Origin of the sequence: Pedobacter sp. MC2016-05 (genome assembly GCF_026239735.1) — a bacterium.
Taxonomy (GTDB): Bacteria; Bacteroidota; Bacteroidia; order Sphingobacteriales; family Sphingobacteriaceae; genus Pedobacter.
This window is the reverse complement of sequence record NZ_JAPIVT010000003.1, coordinates 244,811-266,312: the sequence shown is the minus strand read 5'-3', so window position 1 is coordinate 266,312 and position 21,502 is coordinate 244,811. Positions and strand designations below refer to the sequence as shown.

Annotated in this window: 12 protein-coding genes; 10 read left to right on the top strand and 2 right to left on the bottom strand. The window is 38.7% G+C overall.

Annotation, left to right across the window (positions count from 1 at the left end; all coding sequences use genetic code 11):
* Positions 1-384 precede the first annotated feature (384 nt).
* From OQZ33_RS06305 to OQZ33_RS06275, 7 genes are all read left to right on the top strand, one after another.
* On the top strand, positions 385-3,264 hold the full coding sequence (locus OQZ33_RS06305; RefSeq protein WP_265798205.1) for a triple tyrosine motif-containing protein: 2,880 nt from the start codon (positions 385-387) through the stop codon (positions 3,262-3,264).
* A gap of 344 nt (positions 3,265-3,608) precedes the next feature.
* Positions 3,609-6,614 (top strand): SusC/RagA family TonB-linked outer membrane protein, encoded by a 3,006-nt coding sequence (locus OQZ33_RS06300; protein WP_265798204.1) that lies wholly within the window; start codon positions 3,609-3,611, stop codon positions 6,612-6,614.
* Positions 6,615-6,624: 10 nt separating this feature from the next.
* Positions 6,625-8,097, top strand: a complete 1,473-nt coding sequence (locus OQZ33_RS06295; protein WP_265798203.1) for a RagB/SusD family nutrient uptake outer membrane protein — start codon at positions 6,625-6,627, stop codon at positions 8,095-8,097.
* A 58-nt stretch (positions 8,098-8,155) separates the two neighbouring features.
* Positions 8,156-9,541, top strand: coding sequence for a glucoamylase family protein (locus OQZ33_RS06290; RefSeq protein WP_265798202.1), 1,386 nt, complete (start codon positions 8,156-8,158; stop codon positions 9,539-9,541).
* A 78-nt stretch (positions 9,542-9,619) separates the two neighbouring features.
* Positions 9,620-11,365 (top strand): discoidin domain-containing protein, encoded by a 1,746-nt coding sequence (locus OQZ33_RS06285; RefSeq protein ID WP_265798201.1) that lies wholly within the window; start codon positions 9,620-9,622, stop codon positions 11,363-11,365.
* 27 nt (positions 11,366-11,392) lie between these two features.
* Entirely contained in the window at positions 11,393-13,690 is a 2,298-nt protein-coding gene (gene bglX, locus OQZ33_RS06280) for a beta-glucosidase BglX (protein ID WP_265798200.1), read from the top strand.
* Between the two features lie 67 nt (positions 13,691-13,757).
* The gene (locus OQZ33_RS06275; RefSeq protein ID WP_265798199.1) at positions 13,758-14,540 is read left to right on the top strand and encodes a prolyl oligopeptidase family serine peptidase; all 783 of its coding nucleotides are present in this window, start codon (positions 13,758-13,760) and stop codon (positions 14,538-14,540) included.
* 185 nt (positions 14,541-14,725) lie between these two features.
* Here OQZ33_RS06275 and OQZ33_RS06270 read toward each other — a convergent pair whose 3' ends face one another.
* Both OQZ33_RS06270 and OQZ33_RS06265 read right to left on the bottom strand, forming a co-directional pair.
* Positions 14,726-15,454, bottom strand: a complete 729-nt coding sequence (locus OQZ33_RS06270) for a YebC/PmpR family DNA-binding transcriptional regulator (RefSeq protein WP_265798198.1) — start codon at positions 15,452-15,454, stop codon at positions 14,726-14,728.
* Positions 15,455-15,533: 79 nt separating this feature from the next.
* Positions 15,534-16,481, bottom strand: coding sequence for an NAD-dependent epimerase/dehydratase family protein (locus tag OQZ33_RS06265; RefSeq protein WP_265798197.1), 948 nt, complete (start codon positions 16,479-16,481; stop codon positions 15,534-15,536).
* Positions 16,482-16,672: 191 nt separating this feature from the next.
* Between OQZ33_RS06265 and OQZ33_RS06260 the strand changes: the two genes are divergently transcribed.
* The 3 genes from OQZ33_RS06260 (at position 16,673) to OQZ33_RS06250 (ending at position 21,482) form a co-directional block, all read left to right on the top strand.
* On the top strand, positions 16,673-17,233 hold the full coding sequence (locus OQZ33_RS06260; protein ID WP_265798196.1) for an RNA polymerase sigma factor: 561 nt from the start codon (positions 16,673-16,675) through the stop codon (positions 17,231-17,233).
* Positions 17,234-17,338: 105 nt separating this feature from the next.
* Positions 17,339-18,361 (top strand): FecR family protein, encoded by a 1,023-nt coding sequence (locus OQZ33_RS06255; RefSeq protein ID WP_265798195.1) that lies wholly within the window; start codon positions 17,339-17,341, stop codon positions 18,359-18,361.
* 190 nt (positions 18,362-18,551) lie between these two features.
* Positions 18,552-21,482 carry a TonB-dependent receptor gene (locus OQZ33_RS06250; protein WP_265798194.1) on the top strand — a complete coding sequence of 977 codons (2,931 nt, stop codon included), beginning with the start codon at positions 18,552-18,554 and terminating at the stop codon, positions 21,480-21,482.
* Positions 21,483-21,502 lie beyond the last annotated feature (20 nt).

Sequence of the window (21,502 nt, the reverse complement as noted above, 5' to 3'; positions counted from 1 at the left end):
GACACTTTGGTAATTCACATATACGAGTTTAATTTCCAATATCTGCTCTCCACTTTATAAATTTTCTATTTCACATATTAAAAAGTATTTTTGCTTCCGATATCAATAGTTTGGTCAACAAAAACTGGTAGTGCAAAATGACAATGTTATCATGCTTCAACCAACTAAGAGTTCGGCTACTAGCGATAAACTCCAAGCCTGAACAATATTTTGAAGGCACTTTCAATGGTATTGAACTTGGCTGTTTGATAGTTACAGTAACAAGCTAAGGCACTAATGTTAGGGTTAACTAACTGGGAGTTGGGAGTCAATGGTTTAGGTCTTTTTTAGCCAACCTTACCTTTGTTCTCGACTCTTCTATTATTGTGCTATTATCCATTATATATGCATAGATTTTTTTGCCTTTTATTATTCCTTTCCCTGTTTGCCCAAATCAGCTATGCTTCAGAGATCAAAAGCATTGGGGTGCCGTATATCGAAAATTATCCAAAATTGATTTACGCATCAGGCAATCAAAATTGGAGCATTGCGAAGGATAAAAGTGGCATTATGTACTTCGGAAATGCTGAGGGCTTGCTAACTTTCGATGGCAAATACTGGCAAAAGTACCAGATGCCAAACCGACAAATTGTTCGTTCGGTAGCGGCTGATAATAGTGGAAAAATATATACCGGAGCTTTTGGAGAATTTGGATACTGGGCTTACTCCAACAATAAGTTAAAATATAAATCACTCACCCCGCTCCTACCAAAAGACAATAAAGTAAGTGATGAAATATGGAAAATATATGTAGATAGAGATCGGGTTATTTTTCAATCTTTCTCCAGGATATTCATTTATAAGAACGGGAAAATTGAGATCATTAAAGCACCATCTTCCTTTCTCTTTCTACATCAGGTAAATAACAAATTCATCATTGAGGTGCTTGATAAAGGTTTATTTGAATTAGCAGGAAACCAATTGAAGTTTATTCCAAATAGTGAAAAATTAGGTAAACAAGGTGTGTTATCTATATTACCCTATAAAAATGGAGGTTTCATTATCGGCACCAGTAAAAACGGTTTATTTACTTTCGATGGCAAAGATTTTGCACCTCTTATTACGCCAGCAAATGATTACCTTAAAACTTATCAACTGAATAATGGCGTAAAGCTTTTAAGTAAATATTATGCTTACGGTACCATTTTAAACGGTTTAATAATCATTGATGAGAATGGGCGGGTAGTGCAACGCATCAATAAAACCAGCGGATTACAAAACAATACGGTATTAAGTATTTTTGCTGATAATGAGCAAAATCTTTGGACGGGTTTAGATAATGGGATCGACCGCATTGAGTTAAACTCCCCACTATATTTCTATTTCGATAAAACCGGACAGTTCGGAACCGTTTACTCCAGCATCATTTTTAAGGATAAAATTTATCTGGGAACTAACCAGGGCTTGTTTTATAGCAATTGGTCTAAAAACAACGAATTAACCCCTTTCAATTTTCGCCTTATCCCGAGTTCGCAAGGGCAGGTTTGGGATCTCGCTATCGTTAACAACGAATTAATTTGTGGGCACAATAGCGGTACTTTTAAAGTTTTAGGCGATCAAATCAATTGGATTTCCTCGGTAAGTGGAGGTTGGACCATCAAACAACTTCATTCTAACCCCAACTATTTTATCCAGGGAACTTATGTCGGGTTATCTCTTTATCAAAATACCCCTTCGGGACTGCAATTTGACAGTAAAGTTTTAGGCTTTACAGAACCCTCGAGGTTTATTGAACAAGATAACAAAGGCGATATTTGGGTAGCGCATGCCTATAAAGGCTTATACAAACTCACCCTAAACAGCGCTTTTAGCAAAGTAACCAGCGTAAAATATTTCGATGAACAAAATGGCTTACCAGGAAACTATAACGTGAATATTTTCAATCTGGAGAATAGAATTGTATTTTCCTCCGATAAAGGATTTTACACTTACGACCAATTGAGTAATAAGTTTACTTTGTATGATGTACTCAATAAAAGCCTCGGCTCATTTTCTACTTCAAACAAAATTATTAGTGCGGGCAACAAAAAGTATTGGTTTATCGATCATGGCAAAACCTCATTGGTAAACTTTTCCGAACCAGGGAAAATAGAAATTGACTCCAATCAATTTAGCCTTTTAGATGGCAGGATGGTTCAATACTATGAAAACATCAGCCAGATAGGAAATTCTATTTATCTGATCAGTGTTGACGATGGTTTTGTCATTTACAATAATATGCTTAGTCAATCCCCTGGTAAGAGGAAACTACCAGCGGTTTTAATAAGAAGAATTGAAGACATCACCGACAAGTATTTCACCATTAGCGAAACGGGCAATCAAAATGAAAAAACCGAGATACCAAACAACAGGAACAATATCAGAATCTCTTTTTCCCTACCTTATTACCGACAGGCAAAGCTCAAATTTCAATACTATTTAGAAGGATATTCCAAAGACTGGTCGGATTGGAGTGTAGCTACCCAAAAAGATTTTACCAACCTGAGCAGCGGCACGTATAAATTCAAGGTGCGGGCAAAAATCAATGATTCTTCGATCAGCGAGATCACCACTTTCGAGTTCACCATACTCCGGCCCTGGTATCTGAGCAACATCGCTATTGTTTTATACTTAATTTTATTTGTGGTGGTATTAATCGTGGGCAAAAAGCTGTATGAAGCAAAGCTGAAACGCGATAGTCATAAAATTAGTGAGAGATTAAAAGCTCAGCAGGATGAAATTCTCAAGCAAGAGGCTGAAGTAAACGAAAAGCAAATCATAAAGCTGCAAACAGAAAAGCTACAGGCAGAGCTAGCCTCCAAAAATAGGGAACTTGCCAACTCTGCTATGACCTTGGTTTATAAAAATGAGCTGCTTCAAAAACTCAGTGATGAAATTGCCAAGTTGAAAGACGAAAATGGCAAAAAGCTTTCAGACGATCAGACTAAAAAAATTCAAAAGGTAATTAACGATGGAATGAATGATGAGCGGGACTGGCATTTATTCGAAAATAGCTTTAATGAAGCTCATGAGAGTTTCTTCAAAAAGCTTAAAGCACAACATCCCGACCTAGTGCCGAATGACTTAAAACTTTGCGCGTACTTAAGAATGAACATGAGCAGTAAAGAGATGTCGTCATTGCTGAATATTAGCCTAAGAGGTGTGGAAATTCGCCGCTATCGCTTGCGTAAAAAATTAGAAGTACCACACGATAAAAACCTAACCGAATTCTTGATGGAATTATAACTCCAAAAAAGAAAACAAAGCTGAACCAACGTCGGGAACGTTTGCATAAAAATGATATTGTGTAGATTTTTAAACTTCATTACGTTAAAAACACTACATCATTACCTCTCATATCCATTTTTTCACCCCTACAAAAGCCTTAGTGTAAATTAGACACTTAACTTGGGTAATTAATTAGTTACACAGCCTAAAAATTAACTTTTTGTCCCAAAATGCCAATTGGTTTTTCTTTGAAAAAACTTCTCTAGCAAAAATGATGTATTAATGTTGAGGTAAAAGCGCTTGCACAAAAAGAAAAACAACCCCACATTTATCCTATCAATTAAACTAAATTTTTAATAAGCATGAAAAGAATTTTTACAAGAATTTCTGTTCTGGCCGTCTTTCTTTTACTCGCAATTAACGTAGCGTTTGCGCAAAACATCACTGTAAAAGGTGTGGTAACAGATGGGGGCGATAAAACTCCATTACCAGGCGTCACTATTTTAATTAAGGGAGCTCAAGGCGGTACACAAACAGATGCAAATGGTAACTACTCCATCAGTGTTCCATCAACTGCAACATTAGTCTTTAACTTCGTAGGTTATACTGCCCAGGAGCAAGCGGTTGCTAATCGTACTACAATAAACGTAGCCTTAGCGTCTTCAACACAACAGTTAGAGCAGGTTGTGGTGGTAGGTTACGGTACACAACGAAAAATCGACGTTACCGGATCGGTAGCTACGGTGAAGGGAGAAGATATCTCCAAGCAAATTTCCACCAACCCGGTTGGCGCACTTCAGGGTAAAGTTGCCGGTGTTTCTATTACCAATACAGGCACTCCGGGAGGTTCACCAACGATTACCATTAGAGGTTCAGGAACGATATATGGTAAAACTGTTCCCTTATATGTGGTTGACGGCGTTTGGTATGACGACATTAATTTCTTAAATCCTGCCGATATTGCAAATATTAGCATTTTAAAAGATGCATCAGCGCAATCTATCTATGGTATCAGGGCAGCCAATGGTGTAGTTTTAGTAACCACCAATAAAGGCAAAAGAGGTGATGCCGTTATTAATTACAACGGAACGGTGGGTTTCCAGAAAGTAACCAACCAGGTAGAAATGGCAAATGCAAGTGAATATGCTACTGCGGTGAATGAGGCATATGCGCTTCAAAGTGCACAACCTTTATTTGCTAACACCAACTTGGGAGAAGGTACAAATTGGTATGACGTAGCATTGAGAGATGCATTAATTACCAATCACCAGCTATCAATTAGCGGGGGTAGTGAAAAATCTACATACAACCTCTCATTGGGTTATTTAGATCAGGACGGTATTGTAAAAAACAATAATTACAAAAGATACACAGCAAGGTTATCAAACGATTTCCAGGTGTTCGAACCATTAAAAATTGGATATAACGTAACTGCAACTTCAAGCAAATCAAAAGATCCCGCATCCGGAATTTTCAGAGCCTTGTATGCTGCCTCACCAGTTGTTCCAGTTTTCAATGCTGACGGTAGTTATGGCGATCCAAATGCTTTCAATTTAGGTAATGGCAGCAATATGAACCCTCAGGCTACTTTAGACTTCTTCAACCAAAATACTACAAGATATAAAGTTACAGGTAACGTATTTGCTGAATTAAAGTTTTTAAAAAACTTCACATTCAGAACAAGTCTTGGTGGAGATTTTGGTCAGCAAGAAGTTAGGGGTTATGTACCTGTTTACAAAGCCAGCAATACACAACAAAATACAAACAGTAAATTAGATATTGATCGTATTGAAAATAGAAACTGGATTATTGAGAACACTTTAACCTATGATAGAAAATGGACTGATCATAACGTAACCGTTTTGGTTGGACAAACAGCACAACGAAATAAAATGTATGAAATTAATGCCGATGCATTAAATGTACCGTACACTTCGGAAGGCGATTTATATTTGGCCTTAGGTGATGCTGCGACAAGAAACATAACGGATAAGGGCGAAATCTCTACTTTTGCTTCTTATTTTGCCAGAATAAATTATAGTTATAAAAATAGATACTTATTGAATGCCTCTATTCGTAGAGACGGTGCATCGCAGTTTTTTGGTTCTGACAATTTATGGGGTAACTTTCCTTCTATTGGTGCAGGTTGGGTGATCACCAATGAGGACTTCATGAAAGATCAAAAAATCTTCAGTAATTTAAAGCTAAGAGGAAGTTGGGGTAAAGTTGGTAACGCTGGGGTTCCATTTAATCCATCAACCCAAACAGTCGATCAATCTGCAGGATTAATTGCATTCTTTGGTGGTTTACCATATACAGGTGCTAGTATTCGTTCAATTGTTCCTCCATTTTTATTATGGGAAAGAAGTGCCGGTACAGATGTAGGCTTGGAAATGGGCTTCTTAGATAATAGATTGACAGTTGAAGCAGATTATTACAACAGAAAAACAGAACAAGCCATTTTTGATATTCCCGTTCTTGGAAGTATCGGTACACAAAATAGTTCACTAATCGCTAATCAGGCTGATATCCAGAACAGAGGTTTCGAATTCTCTGCAACATGGGCAGATAAAACCGAGGGTGGTTTTAGTTACTCAATCAGTGGAAACGTGGGAATGAATAACAATAAAGTATTAAATGTTACCTCTGGCTCTAATCCTATTTACAGAGGTGGTGAAGGTCTTACAAGTGGATATCTTTCCACCAGAACCGTAAATAACCGCCCCATCGGGGAGTTTTTTGGTTATCAGGTAGAAGGCGTTTTTCAGTCGGATGCTGAAGCTGCTGCATGGCCTGGATTTAAAAGAGGCGATTTCAAATACGCAGACACCAATGGCGATGGTATTATTGATTTAAAAGACCGGGTTGTTTTGGGTAATCCAAATCCAAAATTCACTTATGGTGTGAATACTAACTTTGCTTACAAGAATTTTGATTTGACTCTTGATATACAAGGTGTTGCTGATGTAGATGTATTTAATGCAAATTTAAGTAACCGTTTTGGTAATGAAAACTATACCAAAGATTTCATCACTAATCGTTGGACTGGACCGGGAACATCAAACTCATATTCTTCTGCAAGTTTAGCAAGTGGCTTAAATAATGCTCCAAATTCATTTTACGTAGAGAAAGGCGATTATATTAGATTGAGAAACATACAATTAGGATATACTTTACCGCAAGCGATCAGTAATAAAATGAAGATGCAGCGTCTACGAGTTTTCTTAAATGCACAAAACGCAATCAATATTTTTGGCTACAAAGGCTTTAGTCCTGAAGTTGGTGGATCGCCAACAAATGCTGGGATCGACACAAATGTGTATCCATTATTTGCTACTTATAATTTTGGACTTAACGTTACTTTCTAATCGACACACAATGAAAAAGAATATAAATTTACAATCTTGCATTATTGCCACCGCTTTGGGATCAATGCTCTTCACAGCATCGTGTAAAAAAGATTTTTTAAATGTTCCACCACAGGCTCAACAACCTTCCGTTACGTTCTGGAAAACTCAGGATGACGCTTTAAAGGGTGTTAATGCGATGTATGCGAATTTAAGAAGTTGGGATAATGTTGCTTTCAATGCAATTGCCATTGAAAGTACCGGCTCGGATGAAGCAGATAAAGGCAGCACCCCTACTGATGCAACCTTCTTTAACTTATTTGATCAGTTTACCGTTACATCAACCCAAGGCAGTTTGCAAGGATTCTGGACCGGTCAATACCAGAACATCAATCTTTGTAACCAGGTATTGGATAACGTGCCAAACATTACAATGGATGCTGCATTGAAATCCAGATTTTTGGCTGAAGCAAAGTTTATTCGTGCCTATTCTTACTTTAGGTTAGTTAGGGCCTATGGCAGTGTTCCTTTGAGATTGACTGTTCCGAAGGATAATACCGAATACAATATTCCGCAATCGGACAAAGCTGCTGTTTATGCACAAATTGAAAAGGATTTAACAGAAGCCGCTACCGTTTTACCTCAATCTTACGGTGCCGCCGACTTGGGCAGGGCAACTAGAGGTGCAGCATTAGGATTGAAAGCAAAAGTTGCCATGTATCAAAAGAAATGGGCCGATGTACTTGCGCTCACCAATCAGGTAATGGGCTTGGGCTACGATTTATTTTCTGATTACGAAAAACTCTTCAGAACACAGAATGAAAACAACGTAGAATCATTATTTGAAGTCCAGGCTGAGTTATTACAAAGTAATCGTGATGCTTCGAATTCGCAATATAGCCAGGTACAAGGTGTTGCTGGAGAGATGGGTTGGGGTTTCAACACGCCTTCTGCAGAACTGGCATCTGCCTATGAGACAGGCGATCCAAGAAGAGATGCTACCATTTTATTTAGAGGCGAAACCACTCCACAAGGTGATTTGGTTCCAACAAGGGTTCCTAATGAACGCTATAATCAGAAATCCTATGTTCCCTTCAATACGCGGGTTTCGGAATTTAATGAAGGTGCGCAGCAGAATTTCAGGGTATTAAGGTTTGCTGATATTCTGTTAATGAATGCGGAAGCTGCAAATGAGTTAGGAAACCCAACTCAGGCACTAACTTCGCTTAACAGAGTGCGCAGAAGGGCAAGAGGCAGCAATGCCAACATCCTCCCTGATGTTACGACGACAGACCAAACCGCATTGAGAAATGCCATTTGGAAAGAAAGACAGGTTGAGCTAGCCATGGAAAACGACCGATATTTTGATGTAATCAGACAAGGAAGAGCACTTCAGGTTTTCGGACCTAAAGGTTGGAAAGCGAACAAAAATGAAGTTTGGCCAATTCCTCAAACTGAAATAGATTTAAGTGGTGGTTTATTAAAGCAAAACCCTGGTTACTAAAACTAAACAAGTTGATGAAGGTTGCCAGTTGACTGGCAACCTTTTTTACTTTTTTGATATGATACTAAAAGGCTTCACATCCCGAAATCCTCTCTACTTTAAGCTTCTGGCAATTGTTTTCATGTGGCTCACTTCCTGCACCAGTGGTGATAGCCAAACCAATAACCCGGACGTAAAGATCAAAAAAGGCTTAACTGATGATCAGTTACTTGATCTGGTACAAAAGCAGACCTACAAATATTTTTATGAAGGTGCAGAACCCATTTCCGGTCTTTCGAGAGAGCGCTATCACAGCGATAATATATATCCGCAAAATGATAAAAACATTATTGCTACCGGTGCCAGCGGCTTTGGTATCATGGGTACAATTGTTGCCATCGAACGTAAATTTATCACCAGAGAAGAAGGATTTAAACATCTGAAAAAAGGCTTGGGTTTTTTAAGCAAAGCAGATCGTTTTCATGGTGTATGGCCACATTGGATGCTGCCTTCTGGCAAGGCAAAAGCATTTGGTGAAAACGATGACGCCGGCGATTTAGTTGAAACGTCATTTTTAGCACAAGCTTTAATTTGTGTTCGCCAATATTATACAAAGGGCAATACCCAAGAAAAGGAATTGGCGGCAAGAGCTGATGAGCTCTGGAGAGGTATTGACTGGAACTTTTACAGAAAAGACAACGAGAATGTATTGTACTGGCATTGGTCGCCCAACTCTGGCTGGAAGATGAACTTTGCTATTACTGGTTACAACGAATGTTTAATTACCTATGTATTGGCGGCCTGTTCTCCAACGCATGGCGTACCTGCTGCAGTTTATCACGAAGGCTGGGCTAAAAATGGAAAGATAAATACAAATCTTTCCCTGTACGGACATCCGGTGAAATTGAAACACAACGTAGTTGGCGAGAATGTAGGCCCATTATTCTGGGCTCATTATTCTTACCTGGGCTTAAATCCAACGGGATTAAAAGACAGGTACGCCAATTATTGGGAGGAGAATAAAAGCCACACTTTGATCAATTATGATTATGCTATTCAAAACCCAAAAGGATTTAAAGGTTACGGAAAAAATTCATGGGGATTGACGGCAAGCTATTCTGTTAAAGGTTATGCAGCACACAATCCGCAAGAAGATTTAGGTGTAATTGCGCCTACCGCAGCACTTTCATCTTACCCTTATGCAAAAAAAGAAAGTATGCAGGTAATCAGAAATTTATATGAAACCCTAAATGATAAGGTTTGGGGAGAATTTGGTTTTTACGATGCCTATAGTGAAACGGAAAACTGGTTTCCTAAAAGATATATAGGAATAGATCAGGGACCGATTGTAGTCATGATTGAGAACGGTAGAACCGGTTTATTGTGGAATTTATTTATGAGTGCACCAGAAATAAAAAGTGGATTAACAAAGTTAGGATTCGAAAGTCCAGAGATAAAGCAATAAGGTAGCCACGGATTAAAAATTTTATAATGCATTATATATAATCTGCGAATCTGCGGCTAAAAGGCAAATAGCAACATCATGAGAAAAACCATACTTACACTTTTCTTCATACTATCATTTCTGGCCCTACTTGCGCAAAGGCAAAAAACCTATTGCAACCCAATCAATGTTGATTACGGTTATACGCCTTTCGAATCTTTTACCGAATGGGGCAAACATAGGGCAACGGCCGATCCGGTTATTGTGAATTACAAAGGTGAATATCTGCTGTTCAGTACCAATCAATGGGGTTACTGGCACAGTTCGGATATGCTGAACTGGAAATTTATAGAACGCAAATTTCTCCGCCCCTGGAACAAGACGAAAGATGAACTTTGTGCTCCAGGTGTTGGTATCATTGGCGATACCGTTGTGGTTTTCGGAAGTACTTACACCAAAAATTTCACGCTTTGGGGAAGCACAGATCCACTAGGTAATAAATGGTTTCCATTGGTCGATTCATTGGAAATTGGTGGCTGGGATCCTGCATTTTTCACAGATGATGATGGAAAATTCTACATGTACAATGGCAGTAGCAATAACTATCCGATGTATGGCGTAGAGCTCGATCGAAAAACATTTCAACCAAAGGGCACACGTATGCCGATGTATTTGCTAGAAAGCTGGCGTTATGGCTGGCAACGTTTTGGTGAGTATATGGACAATACCTTTCTTGATCCTTTTGCCGAAGGAGCCTGGATGACCAAACACAATGGAAAATACTATTTTCAGTATGGTGCGCCTGGAACGGAATTCAGTGGCTATTCTGATGGCGTAGTAGTGGGCACAAAGCCACTTTTTTACGATTCACAATTTACACCACAATCCGATCCACTAAGCTATAAAGGTGGTGGGTTTTCCCGAGGTGCCGGTCATGGAGCAACTTTTCAGGATAACAGCAAAAACTACTGGCACATCTCTACCAGCATCATTTGTGTAAAAAATACCTGGGAACGCAGAATGGGAATTTGGCCAACTGGTTTTGATAAAGATGATGTGATGTGGACAAATACCGCCTTCGGTGATTATCCGCTTTATCTCCCATCAGAAAGAAAAGAAAATGGACCAGCGGGACCAGGCTGGATGCTCATTAATTACAAAAAGCCAGTTACAGTTTCTTCTACACTTGGGGGTTTCCACGCCAATAATGCCGTTGATGAAAGCATAAAAACCTATTGGAGCGCCAAAACAGCCAATAACGGGGAGTGGATTCAAACCGATTTGGGAAGCTTAGCCACTGTCAACGCTATCCAAATAAACTATGCCGATCAAGATGCTGAATTTATCGGCAAGCAAATCGGCATTTATCATCAATATAAAATACTTTCCTCAACAGATGGCAAAAAGTGGACAATTTTAGTGGATAAAAGTCAGAATAAAACTGATGTTCCCCATGACTATATCGAATTGAAAAAATCTGTTAAAACGCGGTATATCAAAATGGTCAACATCCACATGCCAACCGGGAAATTTGCCATTAGCGGCATCCGCGTTTTTGGAAATGGAAACGGTGAAAAACCATCGAAAGTTAAAAACCTAATTGTACTCAGAACAGAGAAAGATAAACGCAGTGCTTACATCAAGTGGCAACCTGTTGATAATGCATTTGCCTATAATTTGTATTACGGCACAGCTCCAGATAAATTGTATAACTGCATTATGATTCATGACTTCAATGAGTATTGGTTTAAAGCAATGGACAGCCAAAAGCCCTACTATTTTTCTATTGAAGCGATAAATGAAAATGGCGTTTCAGCCAAAACCAAGGTGAAAAAAGTGGACTAAATTGTAAAAGCATAAAACACACATATAATGAAAAAAGCGAAAATCCTAGTTGTTTTTTTAACATCCTTAGCCCTGAATATTTCAGCGCAAACCAAAAAACCGGCATCTCCTGAAGAAGCCAAGATGAATACTTTTATTAGCAACCTGATGGCTAAAATGACTATCTACGAGAAAATCGGGCAGCTCAACTTGCCTAGTTCTGGCGATATTACCACTGGTCAGGCCAATAGTAGCGATATCGGGAAAAAGATTAAAGATGGCCAGGTGGGTGGTTTGTTCAACATAAAAGGTGTTGATAAAATTAAATCAGTACAAAAAGTTGCCGTTGAAGAGAGCAGGCTAAAAATTCCATTACTTTTTGGAATGGATGTGATTCACGGTTACAATACCGTTTTTCCAATTCCACTGGGCATGAGCGCAACCTGGAATATGACGGCAGTAGAAAAATCGGCAAGGGTTGCAGCTATCGAAGCCAGCGCTAGCGGTATCAACTGGACCTTCTCTCCTATGGTTGATATCTCTCGTGACCCACGTTGGGGAAGAATTTCTGAAGGCAGTGGCGAAGATGCTTATCTAGGATCTAAAATTGCCGCTGCTATGGTAAAAGGTTATCAAGGTAAGTTGCAGGCAAATAATGAAATATTGGCTTGCGTTAAACACTATGCATTATATGGAGCGGCAGAGGCTGGTAGAGATTATAACACTACCGATATGAGCAAAGTGCGCATGTATAACGAATATTTTCCACCGTACAAAGCTGCGGTAGATGCAGGTGCAGCAAGTATTATGGCCTCTTTTAATGAGGTTGATGGTATCCCTGCGACAGGAAGTAAATGGCTAATGACGGATGTGTTGCGTAACCAATGGGGTTTCAAAGGTTTCGTAGTTACGGATTACACGGGTATCCCTGAAATGATTGCGCATGGTATGGGCGATTTACAAACCGTTTCTGCTTTGGCCATGAACGCTGGTATCGATATGGATATGGTTGGAGAAGGTTTTCTGGGAACTTTAAAAAAATCACTTGCCGAGAAAAAAGTAAGCATCAATGAAATAAACAGGGCTTGTCGTTTAATCCTTCAAGCTAAATATAAGTTAGGATTATTTACTGATCCTTACAAATTTTGCGATCCAACAAGAGCTGAAAAAGAGGTTTTCAATGCAGAAAACCGCCAGATAGCCCGTGAGATATCAGCTGAAAGTTTTGTATTGCTAAAAAACAGCAACAACCTGCTCCCACTTAAAAAAACCGGCACTATTGGTTTAATCGGTCCTTTGGCTGACAATACGGCAAATATGTATGGCACTTGGAGCGTTGCGGCTTTGTTCGATCAATCGGTAACGGTGTTACAAGGTTTAAAAAATGCTTTGGGTAATGATGCTAAAATTTTAACCGCTCGTGGCTCAAACTTTTTAGCCGATTCTCTTGCAGAACACCGCTATATTAACGTTCACAACCCAACCTATAAACGCGATCCAAGATCAGAAGAAGAAATGATCAAAGAGGCAGTGAGAGTTGCCGAAAAATCAGATGTGGTAATTGCCACTATGGGTGAAGGTTCTGAATTTACCGGTGAGGCCAGTAGCGTTACCGACATTCAAATTCCAGAAACCCAGAAAAACCTGTTAAAAGCTTTGGTAAAAACAGGAAAACCAATTGTGTTGGTATTGTTTACTGGTCGCCCATTGGCATTGAAATGGGAGCAGGAAAATATCCCGGCAATTTTAAACGTTTGGTTTCCTGGTAGCGAAGCTGGAAATTCTATCGCCGATGCACTTTTTGGAAAAGTAAATCCGTCGGGTAAATTGAGTGCTACCTTCCCTCAAAATGTGGGTCAGGTGCCGCTTTATTATGCCCACAAAAACACTGGTCGCCCTCTGGCAGAAGGCAAATGGTTCGAGAAATTCCGTTCCAATTATCTAGATGTGAGTAACGATCCTTTATATCCATTTGGTTTTGGTTTAAGCTACACCACTTTCAATTACAGCGATGTTAAACTGAGTGCAAATACCTTAACCAAAGGCAAATCGATTACAGCTTCTGTAACCTTAAGCAATACTGGTAAATACGATGGCAAAGAAGTTGTTCAACTTTATATTCGCGATTTGGTTGGAAGCATTACCCGTCCGGTTAAAGAATTGAAAGGTTTCCAGAAAGTGAATTTAAAAGCTGGCGAAAGCAAGACAATATCTTTCAATATCTCAGAAAATGATTTGAAGTTTTATAATTCTGACTTAAAATTTGTAGCTGAACCTGGAGAATTCCAGGTATTTATCGGCACAAATTCCAGAGATGTAAAAGCAGCATCATTTACACTAAAATAATCAAGGTTAGGTTTGATTATGAGCCCTGCACTATTGTAAAATAGGCAGGGTTTTTTATTTTTGCTAGATGAAGAATATTTTTCTAACCATCTTTTTGCTCCTTGCAACGATCGTTTTAAATGCTCAAGATTTAAAAAAATATGATCGGGGCAGTTTTATCAAAGGAAAGGATTCAATCTATTATAGAATACTTTTTCCAGAGAATTTCAATTCTAAACAGAAGTACCCGATATTATTTGTATTGCATGGGCGTGGAGAAAGCGGTAATGATAACGAGAAACAATTGACACACGGGGCGAAATTATTTCTAAACGAAGATATAAGGCGAAACTTCCCCGCTATCATCGTATTTCCACAGTGCCCGGCCGATAGCTATTGGGCAAACGTAAATATCACTACAAACGATAAGGGCAAAAGGAATTTTAGTTTCATTGAAAATGGAAAACCGACAAAAGCCATGCATGCTCTACAGGGAATGGTAAAGGATTTCTTAAAAAAACCATTTGTAAATAAGGAGCAGGTTTATGTGGGAGGCCTATCCATGGGAGGCATGGGAACTTATGAACTATTGAGAAGAAAGCGAAACACCTTTGCTGCTGCCTTTGCCATTTGCGGTGGCGATAACACCAACAATATTAAGAAATACAAAAATATTCCTTTATGGATTTTTCATGGCGGAAAAGATGACATTGTTGATCCGGCATTTTCTATGGCGATTGCCGAAAGGCTAAAAGTAGTTGGTAAAGAGGTAAAGTTTACGCTCTATCCAAATGCAAACCACAACAGCTGGGACAGTGCATTCGCTGAACCATACTTGTTGCCTTGGTTGTTTGGCCATAAGAAGGATTAGGAAAATTAATCCATCGTCTTCCCGACCGGAGTGCAACGTAGCGGAGAGATCTTTTCCATCTGTTTTCTGTTCAAGGATTCTCCAATGCGGTCAAAAGGACGATTGAGGTTACTATGAGGATCAGAAAAAACAAAAGGCTTGAAGAATAAAATCTTCAAGCCTTTTGTGTTCATTTTTGAAAATTTTTAATCAGCCATATTGTGATAAACTGCCTGCACATCATCATCTTCCTCTAATTTATCAATCAACTTCATTACATCAGCGGCTTGCTCTTCTGTAACTTCGTGGTGCGATAATGCGATACGCTCTAGTTTAGAGCTTTTCAATTCAATCCCTTTTTCTTCCAAAGCTTTTTGTAAAGAACCGAAATTCTCGAAAGTACCTTGTGCTACGGCGATATCGTTTCCTTCCTCGTCAGCTTCTACATATAATTCTTCCAGGCCCGCATCAATCAATTCGAATTCCAATTCTTCCAAATCTAAACCTTCTGCAGGTACAAAACGGAAAATAGATTTACGGTTGAAAATGAAATCCAATGAACCAGTTTTACCTAAAGAACCGTCGGTTTTATTGAAATAACTCCGAACATTTGCAACGGTACGGTTGGTATTATCAGTAGCGGTTTCAATTAGAACGGCTACACCATGAGGCGCATACCCTTCATAAACAATTTCTTCGTAATTGGCCATCGATTTATCGGATGCCCGCTTAATAGCCGCCTCCACCCTATCTTTTGGCATGTTTACCGCCTTTGCATTTTGCATTGCTGTACGCAGGCGAGAGTTTGTTTCAGGGTGAGGCCCTGATTCTTTCACCGCCATCACGATATCTTTACCAATACGTGTAAACTGAACCGCCATTTTGGCCCAACGCTTAAACTTTCTTTCTTTTCTAAATTCGAATGCTCTTCCCATTTTTAGTATTAAGTATTTAGGATCAGATATAAAGAATAGGGTTAAAACACCCTAAACCTTCCACCTTAAACCACCTACCTTATTTTTTTAAATTATTTAACATATCGGTTGTCAGTTTCGATAAATCGAACTCCGGTTTCCATCCCCAATCTTTTGCTGCAGTACTGTCATCAATCGAACGTGGCCAGCTATTTGCAATTTGTTGCCTAGGATCAGTTTCGGATGTGTAAGTTAAGGTAAAATCTGGAATATGTTTTCTGATTTCTGCTGCCAAAATTTCTGGCGTAAAACTTACACCACCAAAGTTGTAACTGCTACGAACGGTAATCTGGTCTGATGGAGCATCCATCAATTCTATTGTTCCGCGGATCGCATCATCCATATACATCATTGGCAATTCGGTACCCGCATTTAAGAAACTTTGATAACTTCCTTTTTTTAATGCATCATGAAAAATATGAATAGCATAATCAGTTGTTCCACCACCTGGAGCAGCTTTCCAGCTGATTAATCCAGGATAACGGATACTGCGTACATCTAAACCATATTTTTGGTTATAATATTCGCACCAGCGTTCGCCCGCGAGTTTACTTATTCCATATACCGTGTTCGGGTCCATCACGCAATATTGATTCGTGTTATCTTTAGGAGAATTTGGTCCGAAAACAGCGATTGAACTTGGCCAGTATACCTTTGCTACTTTATATTCTAAAGCTAAATCTAACACATTTAAAAGACCATTCATATTCAAATCCCAAGCTAACTTAGGATTTTGCTCACCAGTTGCTGATAATAGTGCAGCTAAAAGATAAACCTGCGTAGGTTTATACTTTTTGAAAATGCCGTTAATCATCTCCTTATCCAAAACGTTTACGAACTCAAAGGGTGCAGAATTTTTGATGTCGTAATCTGGTCGTCGAATATCACAAGCCACCACATGATCATCACCATAGATTTTTCTTAACATGGTAACCAATTCGGTTCCAATTTGCCCGTTAGAGCCTAAAACAATAATATTTTCCTGCATAATTTTTTAGAGATTGAGCAAAGGTAAAAAAATGAGACAAAAGGCATATAAAATATTTACGCTTAGGCGTATGCTTTAAAAAGTCCCCGGTATAAATACGGAAGATTATTGCTAAATTTAATCACAAATGGAATTTCAGAAGGAAATAATTTCCTACATTTACTTCATTCCTAGCTAACCAAAACGAATTAATGACGCTCCACGAGCCCGAAAAGTCTATCGATTTACTTTTGCGCCTCAAGCAAGGTGATAAGCAGGCTTATGAACAGATTTACTTCACTTTTAGTAAAGAGCTGTTATATGCAGCCTATAAAAAAACTGGTGATAAGGTTGTAGCGGAAGAATTGGTGCAAAATATTTTTATCTCCCTTTGGGAAAAACGACAGGATCTACAAATCAAAAACCTCCAGGCTTATCTTTTCGGGGCTTTAAAGCTAAGTGTGATTAACCATGTACGTAGTTTGGTGATGGAAAATAAATACATGGCGTACCAAACCTTAACATATAGCGAAAATCATCAAGACACGGCCAACCTCGTAGATCTGCATGATCTATCATCAATTATAGAAGAAGGCATTAACTCATTGCCCGAAAAAACCCAGGAAGTATTCCGTTTAAGTCGTTACCAACACCAATCCATAAAGGATATTTCTACTGACTTGAATATATCTGAAAAGGCGGTGGAATACCATATTACACGTTCTATCAAAAGAATTAAAGAGTATATCAAAAATTTTTATCTCTTTTTTTAGCCTGAAAATCAACATATTACAATTATTTTTAATTTTTTTATGATTATACTTTAGGGATACTGGCTAGTTATGTTACTCGTATATTATAGAGCCAAATATTTCCTTATGAACCAGAAATCATTCAACGATTTACTACTCCGTTATCAAAACGGAAACTGCACCGATGCCGAAAAGCTTTGGGTAGACAAATGGTATCATAATTTAAACAATAAAAGTTACAACGACCTTTCTTCGAGCGAACTTGATGAAATGCAGGATAAAATCTGGCTCAACATCAATCACTCTGGCGAAAAGCAAATTGATACACTAAAAATGAAAAGGTTATGGCCGAAATTTGCAATAGCCGCTTCAATCATGATCGCTTTTTTTCTTGGGGGTTCATATCTCTATAATTATAATCCTACCGAACAGGCCTTTATCAATGAAAATGGCAATGTAGCGCTGATTAGCAAAACAAACAATACAAACAGTTTAATGGATATAAAGCTTAGCGATAAAAGTGTCATAACGCTTAAGCCTAAAGCCAATATCTTATTTCCGGAGGTTTTTGCCGGTAATAAGAGAACTATTTACTTGAAAGGAACGGCTTTCTTCTCGGTAAGTAAGAATGCGAAGCGCCCATTTTATGTTTATAATCAAAAGTTGGTTGTTCGTGTTTTGGGAACCAGCTTTTGGGTAAAAGAATCAACCGATAAAATGCCTGGGCAAGTTGCCGTTAGAACTGGAAAAGTGGAGGTGCAGGAAAATGAGAAAAGCACATTCCTTGGTTTATCAAAAGAAAAATTAGCTCGACCTATTTTGCTAACGCCCAATCAAAAAGGTGTATTTAGCAATCATCAGTTAAGCAAAACCTTGGTAAGTAAGCCTATTCCACTGGCCGAGGCTTATAACGTGCCAACAAGCGTAAGTTATAATTTCAAGGAAGAAAGTGTAAAACAAATCTTCAAAACCCTTACCGAAGCCTACGGAATTGAAATAAAGGCTGATAACGAGCAGATATCGAACTATACTTTTACCGGAGATTTGAGTAAAAAAGGGCTATATGAGCAGCTCGATTTAATCTGCGGAACCATTTCAAGCAAGTATTATATTCAAGGAACCAGCATTGTGGTTTCAAACAAAAACTAACCAAATATATAAAATTATGAAGAAAGCAGTAACCTATTTCAGTCAGTAGCCGCCGCTACCTACCCATAATATCTTCTAAAAACAAAGCCGACAATGTGGGGCATTGCCGGCGAGTTAAATACATTAGAATGTATTCATGTTATTTCTATGTCCAATAAATCCAATCATTTAATGAACAATAACCAAATTTATGAAAAAAAATCAACTTATTTCGCTGGCGATATATGCAATGAGAGTTTCGATTTACCAAATACTTGCAATAACTATTTTTACTTGCGCTGCATTTGCCAAAAATGTCGATGCTCAGGAATTTTTAAATAAACCAATTTCGATCAAAGCCGATCAAACAGATATTAAAACCATTATTGCAAAAACGGAAAAGTTAGCAAACGTGAAGTTTGTATACAGCCCGCAATTAATAAATTCTGATAGAAAAATCTCTATCAATGTAGTAAACCAAAAACTTAAATACTTTCTTGAGAATTCGCTAAAACGTTATGACGTGGGATATAGGATAGTTAAAGACCAAATTTTACTCTATTCTATTCCCGCCAATAACAACCTGGAACTGTTGAAAGCCTTCGATGGTGTAGTTACCGGTAAGGTTTTAGATAGCAAAGGCAATCCAATTCCCGGCGTTTCTATAACCGTAAAAGGCAAAACAATCGGTACCACAACCGATGAAAATGGAAACTTCGCACTTAAAGGACTAACTGTTGATAGCCGCATATTAGTGGTACGTTATGTAGGCTACATTTCGAAAGAAGTTAATCTTTCGGCTGGCAATGCCGATGAAAACATTAGCATTAGCTTATCAGAGGATAATCTTCAACTGGAAAGCGTAATGGTAACGGGCGGTAACCCAAAGAAAAAACTCGAAAGTTCTGTAGCCATTACTTCCGTAAGCAATAAAGACATCACCAATAGAGCGCCATTAAACAGTACCGATTTATTAAAAGCGATACCCGGTTTAACGGTAGAAAGCACGGGTGGCGATGGACCAGGTAATGTTTGGGTACGTGGTTTTCCACAACAAGGCGGATACATCTTTTTAGGCATCCAAGAAGATGGCTTACCACTTTTGCCAACCGGATTTAATACCAATCCCTCGGTAGATCAATACTATAAAACAGATTTAACCATTCAAAATATTGAAGCTGTAAGAGGTGGTAATGCTTCCATTATACAAGCAAATACACCAGGTGCGGTGGTTAATAATTTGAGTTACGTTGGTGCCGATAAACAATATGGCCAGGTTAAATTTACAACTGGCTTTTCTCAAGGTTTATATCGTTTTGATGGAAACACCGGCGGTAAAATAAGCGATCAGATTAAATATAACATTGGAGGTTTTTATCGTACAGATAACGGTGTTGTAGATCAGGGTTTTAATCCTGCTAACCAAGGTGGACAAATTAAAGGCAACATGACTTTTAATTTCAAAAATAACAAAGGCTTTATTCGTCTATATGGTAAGTACTTAAACGATAAGGTTCAGTTTCTATTAACCAGTTATTATCCCTACGATGGAACAGGCAAGCCTACCACCTACCGCGATTATAACATGGCAACGCAATCAATCGTGCCTGTACAAACTGACTGGAGTTACAATGATCCTACAACCGGCGCTCACAGCTTCAGTTTAAAAGATGGTATCCATACCAAACTGGGTTCTGCAGGGTTTCAATTTAATTATTTAACAGATGGCGGGTGGCAGATCGTGAACAACTTCCGCTACCAAAATACCCATACTAACAGTACTTATACTGCACCTGCAGGTATAACCGCAAGAACATCAGCAGTTCCTTATTATTATCCCGGTGGAGCTGTAGCGCCTTTTGTTTCAGGAGATTATGTCGTAACCTCAAATGCACAAGGTCAAATCAACAGGGATGTTCAATTTGTAAATTACCTGGATTTGAAGAAAACCATTAAAAACCACAGTTTAAACATTGGTGCGGGTATTCATCAATACAACAGAGATGATTTACGTTTTGCTTTCCGTTCGTTTACCGAATTTAAGGAACACCCCAGCATTATATTACAATCACCAAATGCCCTGGAGCGTACAGTACAAACCAAAAACACCTTTATTGGCAATACCAGAACTTTATCATTATATGCTGGCGATGAAATAAAAATTTCGGACAAATGGCGTTTGGATATTGGCGCCAGAATCGATAACCAGAATGTAAAGGGCGACAGACCTTATTACGCATTGAATACTAACGGAACAGTGAACATCGCAGCAGCTGCAAGTCCTAATATTTTAGGATATACCGCTTACGATGAAACGTTAACAAACTGGTCTGCTTCGGTAGGTGCAAATTATAAAATAAGCACTACAGCAAGTATGTTTGCTCGTGCTACTAAAGCGTACAATGCACCAAATATTGGCGATTATAATGCATCTGCCTATAACGGCGCTAACATTAAAAAACGCCCGGTGTTCTTAGGCGAAGTAGGTTTTAAATATGCTAAAAACAACCTGGCTATTTTCGCCTCTGGAAGTTACTCAGCAATTAAAAATGTTTCGTTAACCATTAATGTGCCAACGGTAGCAGCTGGCCAGCAAGCCTTGGTTGCCTTTGGTTCTACCCGTACCTGGAGTGCAGAGTATGAAATTTCGTATAAAATATTTAAACCTTTAAGTTTAAGATTTACCGGGACTTTACAAGATTCGAAATATACCGATTACGAAGCCAACACTAGTGGAAATGCCGCTGTAGCAGCAGAATTCGGAAATCGCGTGTATAGTTTCACAGGAAATAGAACTGAGCGGGTTCCTGTTTTAAACACAGAGTTAGGAGCGAATTACGATTTCAAAAATTTTAATTTATATGTAGCGGCAAACTACGTTGGTAGTCGCTTCACCTCTCCTAGCGAAAGCTATAAGTTACCAGGATATGTGGTAATGAAAGCTGGGGCAGGTTATAACTTTAGTAAAAAAGTGGCGATAAGATTTTGGGCAGACAACTTGTTAGATGCGAAAGTGTTGACTGAAGGTGATGTTCGTGGGGATCAGTTTAGAGATTTCTCTACCGTAACGCCTGGTCAATTAATGATTGGCAGAACTTTACTTCAACGTACTTTCTGGGGATCATTAGCTTATTCATTTTAACATTCAAAGCCGGAGTTTAT

Excerpts from the sequence above, each read along its gene's own strand:
- OQZ33_RS06260 (WP_265798196.1), top strand. The coding sequence starts at position 16,673 with ATGACGCTCCACGAGCCCGAAAAGTCTATCGATTTACTTTTGCGCCTC.
- OQZ33_RS06305 (WP_265798205.1), top strand. The coding sequence starts at position 385 with ATGCATAGATTTTTTTGCCTTTTATTATTCCTTTCCCTGTTTGCCCAA.
- OQZ33_RS06290 (WP_265798202.1), top strand. The coding sequence starts at position 8,156 with ATGATACTAAAAGGCTTCACATCCCGAAATCCTCTCTACTTTAAGCTT.
- OQZ33_RS06255 (WP_265798195.1), top strand. The coding sequence starts at position 17,339 with ATGAACCAGAAATCATTCAACGATTTACTACTCCGTTATCAAAACGGA.
- OQZ33_RS06300 (WP_265798204.1), top strand. The coding sequence starts at position 3,609 with ATGAAAAGAATTTTTACAAGAATTTCTGTTCTGGCCGTCTTTCTTTTA.
- bglX (WP_265798200.1), top strand. The coding sequence starts at position 11,393 with ATGAAAAAAGCGAAAATCCTAGTTGTTTTTTTAACATCCTTAGCCCTG.
- OQZ33_RS06265 (WP_265798197.1), bottom strand. The coding sequence starts at position 16,481 with ATGCAGGAAAATATTATTGTTTTAGGCTCTAACGGGCAAATTGGAACC.
- OQZ33_RS06250 (WP_265798194.1), top strand. The coding sequence starts at position 18,552 with ATGAAAAAAAATCAACTTATTTCGCTGGCGATATATGCAATGAGAGTT.
- OQZ33_RS06295 (WP_265798203.1), top strand. The coding sequence starts at position 6,625 with ATGAAAAAGAATATAAATTTACAATCTTGCATTATTGCCACCGCTTTG.
- OQZ33_RS06285 (WP_265798201.1), top strand. The coding sequence starts at position 9,620 with ATGAGAAAAACCATACTTACACTTTTCTTCATACTATCATTTCTGGCC.
- OQZ33_RS06275 (WP_265798199.1), top strand. The coding sequence starts at position 13,758 with ATGAAGAATATTTTTCTAACCATCTTTTTGCTCCTTGCAACGATCGTT.
- OQZ33_RS06270 (WP_265798198.1), bottom strand. The coding sequence starts at position 15,454 with ATGGGAAGAGCATTCGAATTTAGAAAAGAAAGAAAGTTTAAGCGTTGG.